Source organism: Arthrobacter sp. K410C (assembly GCF_059090105.1).
Genome location: NZ_JBNHFJ010000006.1, coordinates 77,800 through 96,044, shown reverse-complemented (window position 1 = coordinate 96,044; position 18,245 = coordinate 77,800). Strand labels below are relative to the sequence as shown.

The window sequence follows — 18,245 nt, the reverse complement described above, 5'->3', positions numbered from 1 at the left end:
CCGCCTGCCATCAGCACAGAGAGGGGCCCGGTTTTCGTGCCACATTTGGAAGAGCAAGAACTGTCTTGGACCGACCTGGACCAGCGCGCCGTGGACACCGTCCGCGTGCTGGCCGCCGATGCCGTGGAGAAGGTTGGCAATGGCCACCCCGGCACTGCGATGAGCCTGGCTCCGGCCGCTTACCTGCTGTTCCAGAAGCTGATGCGCCACGATCCGCGGGATCCGGACTGGATCGGCCGTGACCGCTTCATCCTCTCCCCCGGCCACACGTCGCTGACGATCTACATCCAGCTGTTCCTCTCCGGCTACGGCCTGGAGCTGAAGGATCTGCAGGCGCTGCGGACCTGGGGGTCGCTGACCCCCGGCCACCCGGAGTACAAGCACACCGCCGGCGTGGAAATCACTACCGGCCCGCTGGGCCAGGGCCTGGCCTCCTCGGTCGGCTTTGCCTACTCGCAGCGCCGCCAGCGCGGCCTGTTCGACGCCGACGCCGCCCCGGGCACCAGCCCGTTCGACCACACCATCTGGGTTATCGCGTCCGACGGCGACCTGCAGGAAGGCGTCACGGCCGAGGCTTCCTCGCTGGCCGGCCACCAGGAACTGGGCAACCTCGTTGTCATCTACGACGAGAACCACATCTCCATCGAGGACGACACCGACATCGCCTTCACCGAGGACGTCCTGAAGCGGTACGAGGCCTACGGCTGGCACGTCCAGCGCGTTGACTGGACCAAGACCGGCGAGTACAAGGAAGACGTCCAGGAGCTCTACTCCGCGCTGCTTGCTGCGAAGGCCGAGACCTCCAAGCCGTCCATCGTGTCGCTGCGCACCATCATCGGCTACCCCGCCCCGAAGAAGCAGAACACCGGCAAAATCCACGGTTCGGCCCTGGGTGCCGAGGAAGTCGCTGCGCTGAAGACGGTGCTGGGCTTCGATCCCGCCAAGTCCTTCGAGGTTGACGAGGAAGTCCTGGCCCACGCCCGCTCGGTGGTGGACCGCGGCGCCGCAGCCCGCAAGGAATGGGAGGAGTCCTTCAACGCCTGGCAGGCCGCCAACGCCGAAGCCGCCGCGCTGCTGCAGCGGATTGAGGCCAAGGAACTTCCGGCCGGTGTGGACGAGGCCCTGCCGGTCTTCCCGGCCGGCAAGGACGTTTCCACCCGCGCCGCGTCCGGCAAGGTCCTGAACGCCCTCGGCCCGGTTCTTCCCGAACTCTGGGGCGGCTCCGCCGACCTCGCCGAGTCCAACAACACCACCATCGAAGGTTCGCCCTCGTTCGTCCCGGCGTCCAAGCAGACTGACGCCTGGTCCGGCAACCCGTACGGCCGGGTCCTGCACTTCGGCATCCGCGAGCACGCCGCCGCCTCGATCGTGAACGGCATCAGCCTGCACGGCCGCACCCGTGCGTTCTCCGGCACGTTCCTGATCTTCAGCGACTACCAGCGTCCGGCGATCCGCCTCGGCGCGCTGATGGGAGTCCCGTCCCTGTATGTGTGGACCCACGACTCCATCGGCCTGGGCGAGGACGGGCCCACCCACCAGCCGGTAGAACAGCTCGCCTCCCTGCGCGCCATCGTGGGCCTGGACGTCGTCCGCCCCGGTGACGCCAACGAAGTGGCAGTTGCCTGGAAGACCATGCTGGAAAACCACGACAACCCGGCCGGCATAGTCCTGACCCGCCAGAACATCCCCACCTGGGAACGCGGCGAGGGTGTAGCCTCCGGTGACACCTTCGGCTCCACCGCCGGTGTTGCCAAGGGCGGTTACGTCCTGGCCGAAGCGTCCAAGGACGGTGCCACCGTCCCGGCCGACGTCATCCTGATCGCCACCGGCTCCGAGGTCCAGCTCGCCGTCAAGGCCCGCGAAACCCTGCAGGCCGAAGGCATTGCCGCCCGCGTCGTGTCCATGCCGTGCGTTGAATGGTTCAACAAGCAGGACGCCGCCTACCGCGAATCCGTTCTGCCTGCCGCCGTCAAGGCCCGCGTGTCCGTCGAAGCAGGACTTGCCCTGGGCTGGAAGGAATTCGTCGGCGACGCCGGCCGTTCCATCAGCCTCGAGCACTACGGCGCTTCCGCCGACTACAAGCGCCTCTTCCAGGAGTTCGGCATCACCGCGGAGGCAGTCGCCGCCGCCGCCAAGGACTCCCTCGCCGGCCTCCAGGCCTAAACCCAGAACACTTGAGGAGATAAACCATCATGACTACTCCCACCCAGCAGCTCTCCGACGCCGGAGTTTCCATCTGGCTTGACGACCTGTCCCGCGGACGCCTGGAAACGGGCACCCTGGCCAAGCTCATCGAAGAGAAGAACGTGGTTGGCGTGACCACCAACCCGTCCATCTTCCACGCCGCCATCACCGCCGGCACCGACTACGACGCGACCATCGCCAAGCAGGCCGCCGCCGGTGCCAGCATCGAAGACACCATCTTCGAAATCACCACCACCGACGTCGCCGACGCCTGCGACCTCTTCGCCCCGGTGGCAGCAGCCACCAACGGCGTGGACGGCCGCGTCTCCATCGAGGTGGACCCCCGCCTGGCCTGGGACACCGCCGGTACCATCGCCGAGGCTAAGCACCTGTTCAAGAAGGTCAACAAGGACAACGTCCTGATCAAGATCCCCGCCACCCTGGAAGGCCTTGAGGCGATCACCGCCACCCTGGCCGAGGGCATCAGCGTCAACGTGACCCTGATCTTCTCCCTGGAGCGCTACCGCGCCGTCATCAACGCCTTCCAGTCAGGCCTGGAACAGGCCAAGGAAAACGGCCACGACCTCTCCAAGATCCACTCCGTGGCCTCCTTCTTCGTCTCCCGCGTGGACACAGAGATCGACAAGCGCCTGACTGCCATCGGCACCGATGAAGCCCTCGCCCTCAAGGGCAAGGCCGGCGTCGCCAACGCCCGCCTGGCCTACCAGGTCTACGAAGAGCTCTTCGCCACCGAACGCTGGAACCTGCTGGCCCAGTCCGGCGCCCGCCCGCAGCGGCCGCTCTGGGCCTCCACCGGCGTGAAGGACCCGGCCTACCCGGACACCCTCTACGTCACCGAGCTCGTCGCCCCGGGCGTGGTGAACACCATGCCCGAGAAGACCCTGGATGCCACCTTCGACCACGGCGTGGTCACCGGGAACACCATCAGCGGCACCTACGCCGAGGCCAATGCCACCCTCGACGCCCTGGAGAACCTCGGCGTCTCCTACAACGACGTCGTCGCGATCCTGGAATCCGAAGGCCTGGACAAGTTCGTGGCCAGCTGGAAGGAACTCCTGGCCGACGTCGAAGGTGCCCTCGCCTCCGCACGGAAGGCTTCCTAGTCCCAGATGAGCACTCTCAGCTACGACGCCACCGGCGCAGCACAGCAGGCACTCGAGCAGCACATTCCCACCCTGGTGGCGGATCGGATTGCCACCCGGATCTTCGCCAAGGACCACACCCTGTGGGGTACGGACGCCGAGTCCGAGTCGGCAATCCGGCTTGGCTGGGTGGAAGCAGCCACCGTCTCCCAGCCCCTGGTGCAGGACATCCTGGAACTCCGTGACGCCCTTCGGGCCGAGGGTGTGACCCGCATCGTGCTTTGCGGCATGGGCGGATCCTCGCTGGCACCCGAGGTCATTGCCGGTACCGCCGGCGTCGAGCTGACAGTGCTGGACAGCACGGACCCGGACCAGGTCCGTGCTGCCCTGGCGGACCGGCTGGCCGAGACTGCGATTGTGGTCTCGTCCAAGTCGGGCTCCACCGTGGAAACGGATTCCCAGCGCCGCGTGTTCGAGAAGGCGTTCAACGACGCCGGCATCGACGCCGCAAGCCGGATCATCATTGTCACCGATCCGGGTTCCCCGCTGGACAAAGCTTCCCGTGAGGCCGGCTACCGTGCGGTGTTCAACGCCGACCCCAACGTGGGCGGCCGTTTCTCGGCGCTGACCGCCTTCGGCCTCGTGCCGTCGGGCCTGGCCGGCGTGGACATCCAGGCCTTCCTGGATGAAGCCGAAGAAGCTGCGGAAATCCTCAATGAGGACGCACCGGAGAACATCGGCCTGGCCCTCGGTGCTGCGCTGGGCGGCACCACGCCGCTGCGCAACAAGATCGTGATTGCCGAGGACGGATCCGGCATTGTCGGTTTTGCCGACTGGGCCGAGCAGCTCATCGCGGAATCGACGGGCAAGCTGGGCACGGGTGTCCTGCCGGTTGTTGCAGGCCCCGCCTCCCCCGAGGTCAGCTACGGCGCCCCGGACGTGCTGGTGGTGCGCCTTGTGAACGCAGACGCCGACGTCGAACTCGGCGAAAACCAGGTAGCCATCGCCGGCGGCCTGGCAACGCAGATGATGGTGTGGGAGTTCGCAACGGCCGTCGCCGGCCGCCTGCTGGGCATCAACCCGTTCGACCAGCCGGACGTGGAGGCAGCCAAGGTCGCTGCCCGCGGCCTGCTGGACGCACAGCCCGAACCCACGGCTGCGGCGTTTGTCGACGGCGCCATCGAGGTCCGCGGCGGCGACTGGCTCGGTGACGCAGCCACCGTCGAAGGTGCCGTGAAGGCCCTGCTGGGCACGCTGTCCCCGGACAGCTACCTCAGCGTCCAGGCTTACTTCGACCGCCTGGCCTTCGCGGAACTGGAAGGCATCCGCGACGAGCTCGCGGCCGCCACCGGCCGGCCCGTGACCTTCGGCTGGGGTCCGCGCTTCCTGCACTCCACCGGGCAGTTCCACAAGGGCGGTCCCGCCATCGGTGTGTTCCTCCAGGTGACGGCATCGGCCGCGGAAGACCTGGCCATCCCGGACCGGCCCTTCACGTTCGGTGAGCTGATTTCCGCGCAGGCTGCGGGCGATGCCCAGGTCCTGGAAGGACACGGCCGCCCCGTCCTCCGCCTGCACCTGACCAACCGTGCCGCCGGCGTGGCGCAGCTGCAAGACATCATCGCAGCGCTCTCCGCCCGCGCATCCGCAACCGAAAGCTAAAGGCGCACAAGCACTATGCCAGAAACTGAATACGGCAGGAAGGCCGCGGGCCGGGGGCGGAATCCGCTCCGGGATCCGCGGGACCGCCGTTTGAACCGGATTGCGGGTCCGTCGTCGTTGGTGCTCTTTGGGGTGACGGGCGATTTGGCGCGGAAGAAGTTGATGCCGGCGGTGTATGACCTGGCGAACCGGGGGTTGTTGCCGCCGAGTTTCGCGCTGGTGGGCTTCGGGCGCCGGGAGTGGAGTGATGAGGATTTCGCCGCTCAGGTGAAGTCCTCGGTGCAGTCTTATGCGCGGACGCCGTTTGATGAGGCGGTGTGGAACCAGCTTGCCGAGGGCATCCGGTTCGTGCAGGGCGAGTTCGACGACGACGGAGCGTTCCAGCGGCTCGGTGACACGGTCAAGGAACTCGATGAGGTCCGCGGCACCCGCGGGAACCACGCGTTCTACCTGTCGATCCCGCCGAAGGCGTTTGAGCAGGTATGCCGGCAGTTGTCCAAGCACGGGCTCGCGCAGGCCGACGGGGACAAGTGGCGCCGGGTGGTGATCGAGAAGCCGTTCGGGCATGACCTTGAGTCCGCCCGGAAGCTCAACGACATCGTGGAGTCCGTGTTCCCGCCGGATGCGGTGTTCCGGATCGACCACTACCTGGGTAAGGAAACGGTGCAGAACATCCTGGCGCTGCGGTTCGCGAACCAGCTGTTTGAGCCGTTGTGGAACGCGAACTATGTGGACCACGTCCAGATCACGATGGCAGAGGACATCGGCACCGGCGGCCGGGCGGGGTATTACGACGGCGTGGGCGCTGCCCGCGACGTTATCCAGAACCACCTGCTGCAGCTGCTGGCCCTCACGGCGATGGAGGAGCCCATCTCCTTCAACGCCGATGATTTGCGGGCGGAGAAGGAAAAAGTCCTCGCCGCGGTCAAGCTCCCCGAGGACCTGTCCACGCACTCGGCGCGGGGGCAGTTCACCGGCGGCTGGCAGGGCGGTGAGCAGGTCCAGGGCTACCTGGAGGAAGAAGGCATCCCCGCCGATTCGACCACGGAAACCTACGCGGCGATCCGGGTGGACATCCACACCCGCCGCTGGGCCGGGGTGCCGTTCTACCTGCGTGCCGGGAAGCGCCTGGGGCGGCGGGTGACGGAGATCGCGGTGGTGTTCAAACGCGCCCCCAACCTGTTGTTCCGGGACCACACGGATGATGACTTCGGGCAGAACGCCGTGGTGATCCGGGTCCAGCCCGACGAGGGTGCCACGATCCGGTTCGGGTCAAAGGTCCCGGGCACCCAGATGGAGGTCCGGGATGTGACCATGGACTTCGGGTACGGGCACTCGTTCACCGAGTCCTCCCCCGAGGCCTACGAGCGGCTGATCCTGGATGTGCTGCTCGGTGAGCCGCCGCTGTTCCCGCGGCACGAGGAAGTGGAGCTGTCCTGGAAGATCCTTGACCCGTTCGAGGACTACTGGGCGTCCTTGAAAGAGCAGCCCGAGCCCTACGCCCCCGGCAGCTGGGGCCCCGCCTCGGCGGACGAGTTGCTGGCCCGTGACGGACGAACCTGGAGAAGGCCATGATCGTAGACCTGCCCGATACCACCACCTCGAACGTCTCCAAAAAGATCATGGCCCTGCGCGAGCAGGGCGGCGTGATCGCGCTGGGCCGGGTCCTGACCCTGGTGGTCGTGACGAAGTCCGGGCTCGAGGAAGAAGCGATCGAGGCCGCGAACGAGGCCAGCCGGGAACACCCCTGCCGGATCATCGTGCTCGCCGACGCCGGAAAGGAACACGCGGACCGGCTGGACGCGCAGATCCGGGTCGGCGGGGACGCCGGCGCGTCCGAGGTGATCGTGCTGCGCGGCTACGGCCAGCTCGCGCACGAATCCGAGTCGCTGGTGGCCGCGCTGTTGCTTCCGGACGCCCCGATCGTGGCCTGGTGGCCGCACGGTGCCCCGGAAAACGCGTGCGAAACCTCCATCGGCCGCATCGCGCACCGCCGGATCACCGACTCCGCGAACGAACCCGACCCGCAGGCCGCGCTGGAAAACATCCGCGCCACCTACAAGGCCGGCGACACCGACCTCGCCTGGACCCGCCTCACCAACTGGCGCATCCAACTCGCCGCAGCCCTGGACGAGGTGGACACCTCCCCGGTGACAGCGGTCGCCGTCGAAGGTGCCTCGGATTCACCCAGCACCATCCTGCTCGCCGCCTGGCTCACCCTTACCCTGGATGCGCCGGTCACCATCGTGGCCGACCCAGCGGGGACCGGGATCCGCCGGGTGCGCCTCAGCCGCCCAGGCGGCGATGTGCAGCTGTTCCGCCCGGGGCTTTCTGTCGCCGAGCTCACCCAGCCCGGCCAGCCGGCCCAACGGATCTCCCTGCCACGGCGCAGCCTCCGCGACTGCCTCGCCGAAGAACTCCGCCGGCTCGACCCCGACGAAGTGTTTGGCGAAGTGATTACTATTGGACTGCCACGAACCAATCTAAGGAGCGTCCGTCCCAGTGAGCGTTGAGCCCAGAGTAAGCGTCCATCCTGATTCGTCCGTCCTGATGGCGGCCATTGCGGCCCGGCTCATCACCAAGCTCGTGGATGTGCAGGACAAGCACGGCGAGGCCACTGTGGTGCTCACCGGAGGCACGGTGGGCATCGGCACGCTGAAGGCTGTAGCTGACTCTCCGGCGGCGCCCGCCGTCGACTGGTCCAGGGTGAACTTCTGGTGGGGTGACGAACGTTTCGTCGGTTCCGCGGATCCCGACCGGAACACGAAGCAGGCGTTTGACGCCCTGCTCTCGCGTATCCCGGTGGACCCGGAGCGCGTCCACCAGCCCGGTTCCTCCGACGACTTCGAGACACCCGAGGAGGCCGCCGAGGACTATGCACGGCGGCTGCGGGAGGCTGCGGCGGCCGAACATGCGGCCGACATGTCCGATGACCGGCCCGAACATCCCGCGGCGCTGCCCCGGCTCGATGTGGTGCTGCTCGGCGTGGGGCCTGACGCCCATGTTGCTTCGCTCTTCCCCGAGCAGGCAGGGATCCGGGAAAAGGAACGGACGGTGGTGGGAGTCCGCAACTCCCCCAAGCCCCCGCCCCTGCGCGTGTCGCTCACCCTGCCGGCCATCAACACGGCCGCGGAGGTGTGGATGGTGGTCGCAGGCGAGGACAAGGCAGGTGCGGTTGGCCTGGCCCTTGCCGGGGCCAACCCCGTGCAGGTGCCTGCCGCCGGTCCGCGGGGAACGTCCCGCACCCTCTGGCTTATCGACGAGAACGCCGCGTCACGTGTCCCGCAGCAGCTCGTCCGAAAGGATCCCGCGGGCGCGTAGCTTTTCCAGCGCTCCGGCCAGGACGTCTTCGGCGTCCTGGCCGGAGCGCCGTTCTTTAACGTACTCAAGATGGCTCTTGTAGCCATCGTCCAGCGCATCGGCCGCCGCCGCGGCATGGCCGTCCCTGGTGGCGGGAGCCCCGCACCTCCGGCAGTCCCACACCACCGGGATCTGGTCTTCCGGCAGCTTGAGGAACACGGGCTGCGTTTCGTGGCCCTTGGCGCACCAGTAGGACACCTTGATCCGCGGCAGGGGGGAGCCGTGGTCCTCGCCGGACTGGAGGCTGGAACCTGATCCCGCTGTTACTCCTGCACGGGTACCGCGGAAGCCTGATGCTGGATGGACCACCGGAACTCCTGCCTCGAAATTGCCTGGCTTAAACAAAAACTGTGGCTGTCGGGAACCGACAGCCACAGTTTAGTAGGCAGATCCGCCGGGCGGGAGTGTCCGTCGGCGCGCCTCAGCCGAGGAGAATCAGGAGTCGCCGCCGCTGAACCGCATGATCAGGCCCAGGGCGATGATGACGATGCCCCAGGTGACGCCCAGGATCACGGTGAACCTGTTCAGGTTCCGTTCGGCCACGCCGGAGGAGCTCAGGCCGGAACTCATTCCGCCGCCGAACATGTCCGACAGACCGCCGCCCCGTCCCTTATGGAGAAGGATGAGCAGCGTCAGCAGGAGGCTGGTGATGCCCAGGAGGATCTGCAGGATGACATGAAGAACGTCCACGACGGCCTTTCAGGAAGTTGGGATTGCGGGAGTGTGCGCTGCGGGACGGACTAGTCCGCCACCAGGTGACTCTCGAACCTGACAATATTAGCAAACTCGGCCGGATCGAGGCTTGCTCCACCCACCAGCAGGCCGTCGACGTCGCGCTCCTTCAGGATGGCGGCGGCGTTGTTGGCCTTGACCGATCCACCGTAGAGCAGGCGGGTCCTGGCAGCGACGTCGGCATCGAACAGCGAGGCGAGCTCCGCGCGGATGGCGGCGCACATCTCCTGTGCGTCCTCCGGTCCGGCAACTTCACCGGTGCCGATGGCCCAGACGGGCTCATAGGCAACTACGAGTTCTGCAGCCTGCTCGCTGGTCAGGCCCGCGACGCCGGCGCGAAGCTGTTCCAGCGTGTGGTTCACGTGCGTGCCCGACTGGCGGACCTCCAGGCCCTCCCCGACGCACAGGACGGGCGTGAGGCCATGCTTGAACGCAGCCTTGACCTTGGCGTTGAGGACGTCGTCGGATTCGTTGTGGATGGTGCGCCGTTCGCTGTGGCCTACCAGCACGTACTTGCATCCGAGCTTGTTGAGGAACTGGCCGGAGATGTCACCGGTGTAGGCGCCGGAATCGAACTGGGAAAGGTCCTGGCCGCCGTAGGCGATGTCCAGGTCGTCGCCCTGGACGAGCGTCTGGACACCGCGGAGGTCAGTGAACGGCGGGAAGACAGCTACCTCGACGCGGCTGTAGTCGTGCTTGGCATCCGAAAGGGTCCAGGCCAGCTTCTGCAGGAGGGTGATACCCTGCACGTGGTCCATGTTCATTTTCCAGTTGCCCGCGATGAAGGGCTTGCGGTCGAAAGCGCCGTTCGTTGACGAAGTCACGTAATCTCCAAAAAGTCTTGATAAGTGATTGGCCGGCAGGCTGCCGCGCGGGCAACCTGCCGGCCTGAGGACTGGAAGGTGGGGTGCTGGCTAGCGGTCCAGGACGCTGAGGCCGGGAAGTTCCTTGCCTTCGAGGTACTCCAGGCTGGCGCCGCCGCCGGTTGAGATGTGGCCGAACTGGTCATCTGCGAAACCAAGGGTGCGGACGGCAGCCGCGGAGTCGCCGCCGCCCACCACCGTGAACGCTTCGGTTTCGGTGAGGGCCTGCGCAATGGCGCGGGTTCCGGCGGAGAATGCTTCGAATTCGAAGACCCCCATCGGGCCGTTCCAGAAGACCGTCCTGGCTCCCTTGATCCGGCCTGCGAACGCAGCGGCCGAGTCCGGGCCGATGTCCAGGCCGATACCCTGGGCACCGAAGCTGCTGTCCTCGATGGCGTCGGCGGAAACGGTCTCGTGCGCAGCGTCAGCCGCGAACTTCTCCGCCACCACGACGTCGGTGGGCACCACGAATTCGGTGCCGGCGTCCGAGGCGCGCTTCAAGTAGTCCTTGACCACCGGGATCTGGTCCTCCTCGAGCAGGCTGGAAGCCACCTTGTGGCCTGCCGCGGCGAGGAAGGTGAACAGCATGCCGCCGCCCACCAGGATGGTGTCAGCCTTGCCGATCAGGTTGTCGATGACCGCCAGCTTGTCCGAAACCTTGGATCCGCCGAGCACCACCACGTAGGGACGCTGGGTATCGGCCGTGAGCTTGCGCAGGACCTCCACCTCGGTGTGCACCAGGTCGCCCAGGTAGGACGGAAGCCGGGTGGCGACGTCGTAAACACTGGCATGCTTGCGGTGCACAGCGCCGAAAGCGTCATCCACGTACGCGCCGTTGTCACCGGTCAGCGCCACCAGCTCGTCAGCGAAGGCGCCGCGCTCGGCGTCATCCTTGCTGGTTTCGCGGGCGTCGAACCGGACGTTCTCCAGGACCAGGGCTTCGCCGTCCTGCAGCGCCGCCGCGGCTTCCTTGGCGGAACTGCCGACGGTGTCCCCCGCCAGGGTGACCTTGAAGCCGGCAAGTTCCGCCAGGCGGTCCACTGCGGGGCGGAGGGAGTACTTATCCTCGGGGGCGCCCTTGGGGCGTCCAAGGTGGGCTGTTACCAGCACGCGGGCACCGGCGTCCGTGAGCTTTGACAGCACTGGAAGTGAGGCCTTGATGCGGCCGTCGTCAGTGACTGTAGAGCCGTCGAGCGGCACATTCAGGTCACTACGAACCAGAATGTACCGCCCGCGGACACCTTCAGCGAGAAGTTCGTTGAGGGTGTGTGATGTCATGTGTCTAACCCTAGCCCAGCTTGGACGCGACAAGCTCCGTAAGGTCGACGAGGCGGTTCGAGTAGCCCCATTCGTTGTCATACCAGGAAACAACCTTGACCTGGTTGCCGATGACCTTGGTCAGTCCGGCGTCGAAGATGGACGAGGCGGGGTCGCCGACGATGTCGGAGGACACGATGGGCTCCTCCGTGTAGGTCAGGAAGCCCTGCAGTTCCTCGGACTCGGCAGCACGCTTGAGGGCGGCGTTGACTTCCTCAACGGTGGTCTCGCGGGAGACGGTGACGGTGAGGTCGGTGGCGGAACCGGTGGGCACGGGAACGCGGATGGCGTAGCCGTCCAGCTTGCCCTTCAGCTCGGGCAGGACCAGGCCAATGGCCTTGGCGGCACCGGTGGAGGTGGGCACCATGTTGACGGCGGCGGCGCGGGCACGGCGGAGGTCCTTGTGCGGGCCGTCCTGCAGGTTCTGGTCGGCGGTGTAGGCGTGGACGGTGGTCATGAGGCCGCGCTCAATGCCGAACTCGTCGTTGACCACCTTGGCCAGCGGGCCCAGGCAGTTGGTGGTGCAGGACGCGTTGGAAATGATGTTGTGGGTGGCGTTGTCGTACAGGTTGTGGTTGACACCCATGACGATGGTGATGTCCTCGTCCGAGGCCGGAGCGGAGATCAGGACCTTCTTGGCGCCGGCGTCGATGTGCTTCTGCGCATCGGCGGCCTTGGTGAAGAACCCGGTGGACTCGATGACGATGTCCACGCCCAGCTCGCCCCAGGGGAGTTTGGCGGGATCGCGCTCTGCAAGGACCTTGACGACGTTGCCGTTGACGACGATGTTGCCGTCTTTGACCTCGATGGTTTCCTTCAGGCGGCCGCCCACGGAATCGTACTTGAACAGGTGTGCCAGGGCCTCGGGGCTGGTGAGGTCGTTGACGGCTACGATCTCGAGGTCCGCGCCCTGTGCAAGTGCTGCGCGGAAGTAGTTGCGGCCGATGCGGCCAAAGCCGTTAATACCAATACGGGTCGTCACTTTTTCAGTCTCCTTGGTGCTTTTAGAAGCACTACTAGTTGAGCGGGCGTTCAAGCCAACTAACAGATCCCGCACGCCATTGGGCAGAGATGATTTACATACGGAGGGCGACCAGCCTCATTGCTGAAGGCTAACCGCCTTCCGTGACCTATCTTACGTTTAACTGGGTCCGCCCCCGCAAGTGCGGGGGCGGACGGTCCACATCGCGGCCCATTTAAGTCCGAATGTGAAGTTTGTAACAAGCGCTTGCAGCGCAGGTCACTACGGGAGGGTGATCAGACCCGTGGCGTTGGTGCGTGCTGCCTCGAAGCGCTTGGCGACGTCGGCCCAGTTCACGATGTTCCAGAACGCCTTGACGTAGTCGGCCTTGACGTTGACGTAGTCCAGGTAGAAGGCGTGCTCCCACATGTCGAGCATCAGCAGCGGGGTGGTGCCCAGCGCCGTGTTGCCCTGCTGGTCGTAGAGCTGCTCGATGACCAGGTTGCCACCGATGGGCTCGTAGGCCAGGAAGCCCCAGCCCGATCCCTGCAGGCCGAGTGCGGCTGCCGAAAACTGCGCGCGGAAGGCGTCGAAGGAGCCGAAGGCGTCGTCGATGGCGGCAGCCAGCTCACCCTCGGGCTTGTCGCCGCCGTCCGGGGACAGGTTGTTCCAGAACACGGAGTGGTTGACGTGCCCGCCGGTGTGGAACGCGAGGTCCTTGGAGAGCCTGTTGATGTTGGCGAAGTCGCCCTTCTCGCGGGCTTCGGCCAGCTGTGCCAGGGCGTTGTTGGCGCCAGCAACGTAGGCGGCGTGGTGCTTGCTGTGGTGCAGCTCCATGATCCGCGCGGAGATGTGCGGTTCAAGGGCGGCGTAGTCGTAGCTGAGTTCCGGCAATACGTACTCGGTCACAAAATCCTCCAATATCGTGGACGCTCGGTCCGGTTGGTAACTCTCGGATTGTGCATCCGGGCGGCGGGCGCCCGGAATCTTTTTGATTCTATGGGTCGGTCACTCGTCCAGCATTTCGGGCGTCACATTGGCGTCCGTACCGGGAATGCCGAGGTCAGCGGCGCGTTTGTCCGCCATGGCCAGGAGGCGGCGGATGCGTCCGGCGATCGCGTCCTTGGTCATGACGGGGTCGGCCAGGCGCCCCAGTTCGTCCAGGCTGGCCTGCTTGTGAGCCACGCGCAGCTCGCCGGCGTACTTCAGGTGCTCGGGAACGTCGTCGCCCAGAATCTCGAGGGCACGTTCCACACGGGCACCGGCTGCCACTGCAGCCTGGGCGGAGCGGCGCAGGTTGGCGTCGTCGAAGTTGGCCAGGCGGTTGGCGGTGGCGCGGACTTCCTTGCGCATGCGCCGCTCCTCCCACACCATCAGCGCATCGTGGGCGCCCATGCGGGTGAGGAGGGCGGCGATGGTATCGCCGTCGCGGATGACCACGCGGTCCACGCCACGGACTTCCCGCGCCTTGGCCTGGATGTCCAGCCGGCGTGCGGCCCCCACCAGCGCCAGTGCGGATTCCGGGCCTGGGCAGGTGACCTCCAGCGAGGAGGACCGGCCCGGCTCCGTGAGCGAGCCGTGGGCAAGGAACGCGCCCCGCCACACGGCTTCCGCGTCCGCGGCGGAACCGTTGACGACGGCGGACGGCAGCCCGCGCACGGGACGGCCGCGGCCGTCCAGGAGGCCGGTCTGCCGGGCCAGCGCCTCGCCGTCGCGCACCACCCGCACCACGTAGCGGCTGGCCCGGCGGAGTCCCCCGGCGGACACCACGATGATCTCGCTCTGGTGCCCGTAAACCTCGGCGATCGCTGCGCGGAGGCGCCGCGCCGTGGAGGCCAGGTCCACTTCGGCTTCGATGACGATCCGGCCGGAAATGATGTGCAGCCCGCCGGCGAAGCGGAGCATTGCGGAGACTTCGGCCTTGCGCACCGATGACTTTTTGATGTCCAGACGGGACAGTTCTTCCTTGACCGATGCTGTCAGTGCCATGGCACCTTCCTAACTGTTCCCAAAAATGTCCTGGTACGCCGTCGCCAGACGCAGGGGATCATGGACGGGCCGGCGTCCCGACGCCCCTACTTTACCCAAGACAACCTCGGCCCCGATCATCGCGGCGGCCCGCTCGAACTCCTGCCGGTCCGGCACCGAGGCAGGATCTGCCAGGACAACGTCCACCGTGAACTCCGGGGCGTAGCGCCGCAGCACGTCGAGGTGGTCCGCGGCCGTCATCCCGGAAGTCTCCTTTGTGTCCGTGGCGAGGTTCATGGTGAGGCAGCGTTTGGCCGGGGTGTTGCAAAGCGCCTGGCGCATCTCCGGCAGCAGCAGGTGCGGCAGCACTGAGGTGTACCAGGAGCCCGGGCCCAGGATGACCCAGTCAGCCAGTTCGATGGCCGTGAGCGCCTCCGTGCAGGCCCGGGCCGCCTCGGGCATGAGCCGGACGTGTTCCAGCGAGCCCGCCACGGCACAGCGCGCCTGCCCGCGGATGGTCTGCAGGGCGGAGGCGCCATCCGGCGCGGTGACGCGCACGTCGCCTTCGATGGTCAACGGCTCGGTGGACATGGGCAGGACCTGGCCGCGGGCGCCCAGCAGCGCACCGGCCCACTTCAGTCCGGCCACGGTGTCCCCCAGCAGCTCCCAAAGCGTGACGATCAGCAGGTTCCCCATGGCGTGCTCGTCCAGCGAACCGCCCGGGCCCTTACCGGGACGGAAGCGGTGCTGCATGACGTCGCGCCAGGTCCTGCCCCAGTCCGTGTCGTCACAGAGCGCGGACAAGGCCATCCGCAGGTCCCCCGGCGGGAGGACGCCGTACTCTTCGCGCAGGCGCCCGGAAGAGCCGCCGTCGTCCGCCACCGTAACGACGGCGGTCAGTTCGGACGTGAGCAGGCGCAGCGCAGAGAGGGAGGCGGAGAGGCCGTGGCCGCCGCCGAGCGCCACAACGTTGGGACCTTTGTCCTGCTGGCTGGCTCCGGTTCCGGACGCAGGCGGAACCAGCGGCAGCGCGCCGGTGAACAGCGCCATTATTCGCGGCCCAGATCCCGGTGCGTGGTGGTCACGGTGACCCGGGGGAACTGCGCCAGTTTCTTGGAGAGCTCGACGGCGACTGCGACGGAGCGGTGTTTCCCGCCGGTGCAGCCCACGGCGATGGTGGCGTAGTGCTTGTTTTCGCGGCGGTATCCGTCCAGGACGGGCTCCAGGGCCATGACATACCGGTCCACGAAGTTCTTGACGCCTTCCGCCTCCAGCACGTAGTCGCTGACGTCCTTGTCCAGCCCGGTGTGCGGGCGCAGCTGCGGAACCCAGTGCGGGTTGGGGATGAACCGGACGTCGGCCACGTAGTTGGAGTCGACGGGCAGGCCGTACTTGAAGCCGAAGCTCATGATGTTGAGCCGGAGGGCCACGGGGCCCGTTTCGGTGAAGAGTTCCGTGATGGCCGTGGCCAGCCCGTGGACGTTGTAGCCGGAGGTGTCCAGGACAACGTCGGAGCTGTCGCGCAGTTCCTGCAGCAGCTCGCGTTCGGCGGCGATGCCGTCCAGGATGCGGCCGCCGCCCTGCAACGGATGCGGCCGGCGACCCTGCTCGAAGCGGCGGACCAGGACGTTGTCGCTGGCGTCGAGGAACAGGACCCGGAAGGTGACGCCGCTGGCCGCGAGGGCACCGAGGGCGGCACGGATATCCGCGAAGAGCCCCTTGCTGCGGACGTCGATCACCACGGCGAGCCTCGGGATGGACTGCGGGGCGTGGGAGACGAGTTCGGCCAGCGTGCCCAGCATCTGCGGCGGCAGGTTCTCCACCACGTACCAGCCGTGGTCCTCCAGCGCGTCGGCGGCGGTGCTCCGGCCGGCTCCGGACATTCCGGTGACCACAAGCAGCTCCGCTTCGAGCGGCTTGACGGGCTGCATCCCGTCCTGCCCGGCTCCGGATTCCGCCGTCGTGTCTGCCATTAGGTCCGCCCCGTTTCTGTTGTTGCCATGCCGGGGCGCGCCCCGCGCAAACCCCGCCCCTTACCCTAGCTAAGTTTCAATGATTTCGCCGGTGGACATGTTGATGGCGGGCACCGTTGCCGCAGCCGGTTCGCCCGTGGAGAAGTGGCTGACGATGGCGCTGGCCAGCGCAGGGCCAATGCCCTTCGCCTGCGAGAGCTCTTCGGCGGAGGCGGCCTTGACCCCCTTGACGGACCCGAAGTGGGCCAGCAGTGCCTTGCGTTTGGATGCGCCCAGCCCGGGAACTCCGTCCAGCGCGGATACCGTCATCGCCTTGCCGCGCTTCTGCCGGTGGAACGTGATGGCGAAGCGGTGGGCTTCGTCACGGATGCGCTGCAGCAGGTACAGCCCCTGTGAGGTCCGGGGAAGGATTACGGGGAAGTCGCTGTCCGGCAGCCAGACCTCTTCGAGGCGCTTGGCGAGGCCCACCACGTAGACATCGTCGATGCCCAGGTCCGCGAGGGCCCGGGCAGCGGCGTTGACCTGAGGCTTGCCGCCGTCGACCACCACCAGGTTGGGCGGATAGGCGAACTTGGCCCGCGGGGCGGGCGTCGTGGTGTCCGCCACGGTGCTGTCCTTCGGGCTGCTGTCCATGGGCGTCTCCTGCTGCCCGGGTTCCGGTTGTTCCGCATCTTCCGGGGCAGGGCCCAGCACCGAGTCATCCACCTGGGCGGACTTGTCCTGCAGGTAGTGGCGGAACCGCCGGGTGAGGACGTCGTGCATGGCGGCGGTGTCGTCGGCTGCTGCGGGCCCGGTGACGGAAAACTTCCGGTAGTCGGACTTTTTTGGCAGGCCGTCCTCCACCACCACCATGGAGGCCACCACGTTGGTTCCCTGGACATGGGAGACGTCGAAGCATTCGATCCGCAACAGGGGCACCGGCAGGTCCAGCGCTTCCTGGAGTTCCTGGAGGGCTTGGGAGCGGACGGTGAGGTCTCCGGCCCTTCGCGTCTTGTGCAGCTTCAGCGCATGCTCGGCGTTTTCACGGACGGTGGTCATGAGGGCGGCCTTGTCGCCGCGCTGCGGAACCCGGATGTCCACCTTTGCGCCCCGGATTCCGCCGAGCCACTGCGCCAGCTCCCCGGCGTTGCTGGGCTCCACGGGAACCAGCACCTCGCGGGGCAGTCTGCCGTGGCTGTCGCCGTCGTTGCCGTAGACCTGCTGCAGGAGGTGCTCCACGAGGTCCGGCGTGGTGAAGTCCTCCACCTTCTCAACCACCCAGCCGCGCTGGCCGCGGATCCTGCCGCCGCGGACGTGGAACACCTGGACCGCGGCTTCGAGTTCGTCCTCGTGGAGCGCGAAGATGTCCGCGTCCGTGTCCTCCGCGAGCACCACTGCATTGCGCTCGAAGACTTTCCGAAGGGCGGCGATGTCATCCCGGATCCTGGCGGCGTGCTCGTAGTCAAGCTCGGCCACGGCATCCGCCATCTGCTTTTCCAGTTTGGCGATGAAGCGCTTGGCCTCGCCGCCCATGAAGGCGCAAAAGTCCTCGGCCAGGGAGCGGTGGTCCTCGGCAGAGATGCGGCCCACGCACGGGGCCGAGCATTTGTCGATGTAGCCCAGGAGGCAGGGCCGGCCGGTGGCTTCGGCACGCTTGAACACCCCTGCGCTGCAGCTGCGGACCGGAAACACCCGGAGCAGGGTGTCCATGGTTTCCCTGATGGCGCCCGCGGTGTAGGGACCGAAGTAGCGGGTCCCCTTCTTCTTGTCGCCCCGCATGACCTGGACGCGCGGGTACTTCTCTCCCATGGTTACGGCAAGGTACGGATAGGTCTTGTCATCCCGGAACACCACATTGAAGCGCGGCTTGAATTCCTTGATCCAGGTGTATTCCAGCTGCAGCGACTCCAGCTCGCTGCCCACCACCGTCCACTCCACGCTGCTCGCTGCGTGGACCATGGCGTAGGTCTTGGGCAGCAGCCCTGCCGGGTTGGCGAAGTAGGAGTTCAGCCGGGAGCGGAGGCTTTTGGCCTTGCCGACGTAGATGACCCGGCCGTGGGGGTCGCGGAACCGGTAGACCCCCGGGTTGGTGGGGATTTCACCCGTCCTGGGCCGGTAACTTGCTGGATTTGCCACTTATCCATTC

General features: G+C 66.8%; 16 protein-coding genes. 6 read left to right on the top strand and 10 right to left on the bottom strand.

Annotated elements, in window-relative coordinates; all coding sequences use genetic code 11:
• Positions 1 to 45 precede the first annotated feature (45 nt).
• The 6 genes from tkt to pgl are packed head-to-tail and all read left to right on the top strand — an operon-like array spanning position 46 to position 8,267.
• Positions 46 to 2,163 (top strand): transketolase, encoded by a 2,118-nt coding sequence (tkt, locus tag AC5RU7_RS11160; RefSeq protein ID WP_494052356.1) that lies wholly within the window; start codon positions 46 to 48, stop codon positions 2,161 to 2,163.
• A gap of 29 nt (positions 2,164 to 2,192) precedes the next feature.
• On the top strand, positions 2,193 to 3,308 hold the full coding sequence (tal, locus tag AC5RU7_RS11155; protein WP_494052274.1) for a transaldolase: 1,116 nt from the start codon (positions 2,193 to 2,195) through the stop codon (positions 3,306 to 3,308).
• Between the two features lie 6 nt (positions 3,309 to 3,314).
• A complete protein-coding gene (locus AC5RU7_RS11150; protein WP_494052273.1) occupies positions 3,315 to 4,946 on the top strand; it encodes a phosphoglucose isomerase-related protein in 1,632 nt (543 codons plus the stop codon).
• Positions 4,947 to 4,961: 15 nt separating this feature from the next.
• Positions 4,962 to 6,521: a glucose-6-phosphate dehydrogenase gene (gene zwf / locus AC5RU7_RS11145; protein ID WP_494052272.1), complete on the top strand. Its 1,560-nt coding sequence runs from the start codon at positions 4,962 to 4,964 to the stop codon at positions 6,519 to 6,521.
• On the top strand, positions 6,518 to 7,459 hold the full coding sequence (locus AC5RU7_RS11140; RefSeq protein ID WP_494052271.1) for a glucose-6-phosphate dehydrogenase assembly protein OpcA: 942 nt from the start codon (positions 6,518 to 6,520) through the stop codon (positions 7,457 to 7,459). Before zwf ends, AC5RU7_RS11140 begins: the two co-directional genes overlap by 4 nt.
• On the top strand, positions 7,449 to 8,267 hold the full coding sequence (gene pgl / locus AC5RU7_RS11135; protein WP_494052270.1) for a 6-phosphogluconolactonase: 819 nt from the start codon (positions 7,449 to 7,451) through the stop codon (positions 8,265 to 8,267). The genes AC5RU7_RS11140 and pgl overlap by 11 nt, the downstream gene beginning before the upstream one ends.
• Here the strand turns inward: pgl and AC5RU7_RS11130 are convergent.
• From AC5RU7_RS11130 to uvrC, 10 genes are all read right to left on the bottom strand, one after another.
• Positions 8,220 to 8,615, bottom strand: coding sequence for an RNA polymerase-binding protein RbpA (locus AC5RU7_RS11130; RefSeq protein WP_494009076.1), 396 nt, complete (start codon positions 8,613 to 8,615; stop codon positions 8,220 to 8,222). The genes pgl and AC5RU7_RS11130 overlap by 48 nt on opposite strands.
• A gap of 126 nt (positions 8,616 to 8,741) precedes the next feature.
• The gene (gene secG, locus AC5RU7_RS11125) at positions 8,742 to 8,996 is read right to left on the bottom strand and encodes a preprotein translocase subunit SecG (protein ID WP_009357659.1); all 255 of its coding nucleotides are present in this window, start codon (positions 8,994 to 8,996) and stop codon (positions 8,742 to 8,744) included.
• Positions 8,997 to 9,046: 50 nt separating this feature from the next.
• Positions 9,047 to 9,862, bottom strand: coding sequence for a triose-phosphate isomerase (gene tpiA / locus AC5RU7_RS11120; protein WP_494009075.1), 816 nt, complete (start codon positions 9,860 to 9,862; stop codon positions 9,047 to 9,049).
• Positions 9,863 to 9,952: 90 nt separating this feature from the next.
• Positions 9,953 to 11,179: a phosphoglycerate kinase gene (locus AC5RU7_RS11115; protein WP_494052269.1), complete on the bottom strand. Its 1,227-nt coding sequence runs from the start codon at positions 11,177 to 11,179 to the stop codon at positions 9,953 to 9,955.
• 10 nt (positions 11,180 to 11,189) lie between these two features.
• Positions 11,190 to 12,200: a type I glyceraldehyde-3-phosphate dehydrogenase gene (gene gap, locus AC5RU7_RS11110; RefSeq protein ID WP_459792717.1), complete on the bottom strand. Its 1,011-nt coding sequence runs from the start codon at positions 12,198 to 12,200 to the stop codon at positions 11,190 to 11,192.
• A 261-nt stretch (positions 12,201 to 12,461) separates the two neighbouring features.
• A complete protein-coding gene (locus AC5RU7_RS11105) occupies positions 12,462 to 13,088 on the bottom strand; it encodes a superoxide dismutase (protein ID WP_307610108.1) in 627 nt (208 codons plus the stop codon).
• A gap of 99 nt (positions 13,089 to 13,187) precedes the next feature.
• On the bottom strand, positions 13,188 to 14,168 hold the full coding sequence (whiA, locus tag AC5RU7_RS11100; RefSeq protein WP_009357654.1) for a DNA-binding protein WhiA: 981 nt from the start codon (positions 14,166 to 14,168) through the stop codon (positions 13,188 to 13,190).
• Positions 14,169 to 14,177: 9 nt separating this feature from the next.
• Complete coding sequence (locus tag AC5RU7_RS11095; RefSeq protein WP_494052268.1) at positions 14,178 to 15,197, bottom strand: gluconeogenesis factor YvcK family protein; 1,020 nt, start codon at positions 15,195 to 15,197, stop codon at positions 14,178 to 14,180.
• Positions 15,197 to 16,120 (bottom strand): RNase adapter RapZ, encoded by a 924-nt coding sequence (gene rapZ, locus AC5RU7_RS11090; RefSeq protein WP_494052267.1) that lies wholly within the window; start codon positions 16,118 to 16,120, stop codon positions 15,197 to 15,199. The genes AC5RU7_RS11095 and rapZ overlap by 1 nt, the downstream gene beginning before the upstream one ends.
• Positions 16,121 to 16,189: 69 nt before the next feature.
• Positions 16,190 to 18,235 (bottom strand): excinuclease ABC subunit UvrC, encoded by a 2,046-nt coding sequence (gene uvrC, locus AC5RU7_RS11085; protein ID WP_494009070.1) that lies wholly within the window; start codon positions 18,233 to 18,235, stop codon positions 16,190 to 16,192.
• Between the last annotated feature and the right edge of the window lie 10 nt (positions 18,236 to 18,245).

Bases quoted from the DNA above. Each gene is read 5' to 3' on its own strand.
- tal (WP_494052274.1), top strand. From the start codon at position 2,193: ATGACTACTCCCACCCAGCAGCTCTCCGACGCCGGAGTTTCCATCTGG.
- AC5RU7_RS11150 (WP_494052273.1), top strand. From the start codon at position 3,315: ATGAGCACTCTCAGCTACGACGCCACCGGCGCAGCACAGCAGGCACTC.
- zwf (WP_494052272.1), top strand. From the start codon at position 4,962: ATGCCAGAAACTGAATACGGCAGGAAGGCCGCGGGCCGGGGGCGGAAT.
- AC5RU7_RS11140 (WP_494052271.1), top strand. From the start codon at position 6,518: ATGATCGTAGACCTGCCCGATACCACCACCTCGAACGTCTCCAAAAAG.
- AC5RU7_RS11115 (WP_494052269.1), bottom strand. From the start codon at position 11,179: ATGACATCACACACCCTCAACGAACTTCTCGCTGAAGGTGTCCGCGGG.
- whiA (WP_009357654.1), bottom strand. From the start codon at position 14,168: ATGGCACTGACAGCATCGGTCAAGGAAGAACTGTCCCGTCTGGACATC.
- AC5RU7_RS11095 (WP_494052268.1), bottom strand. From the start codon at position 15,197: ATGGCGCTGTTCACCGGCGCGCTGCCGCTGGTTCCGCCTGCGTCCGGA.
- rapZ (WP_494052267.1), bottom strand. From the start codon at position 16,120: ATGGCAGACACGACGGCGGAATCCGGAGCCGGGCAGGACGGGATGCAG.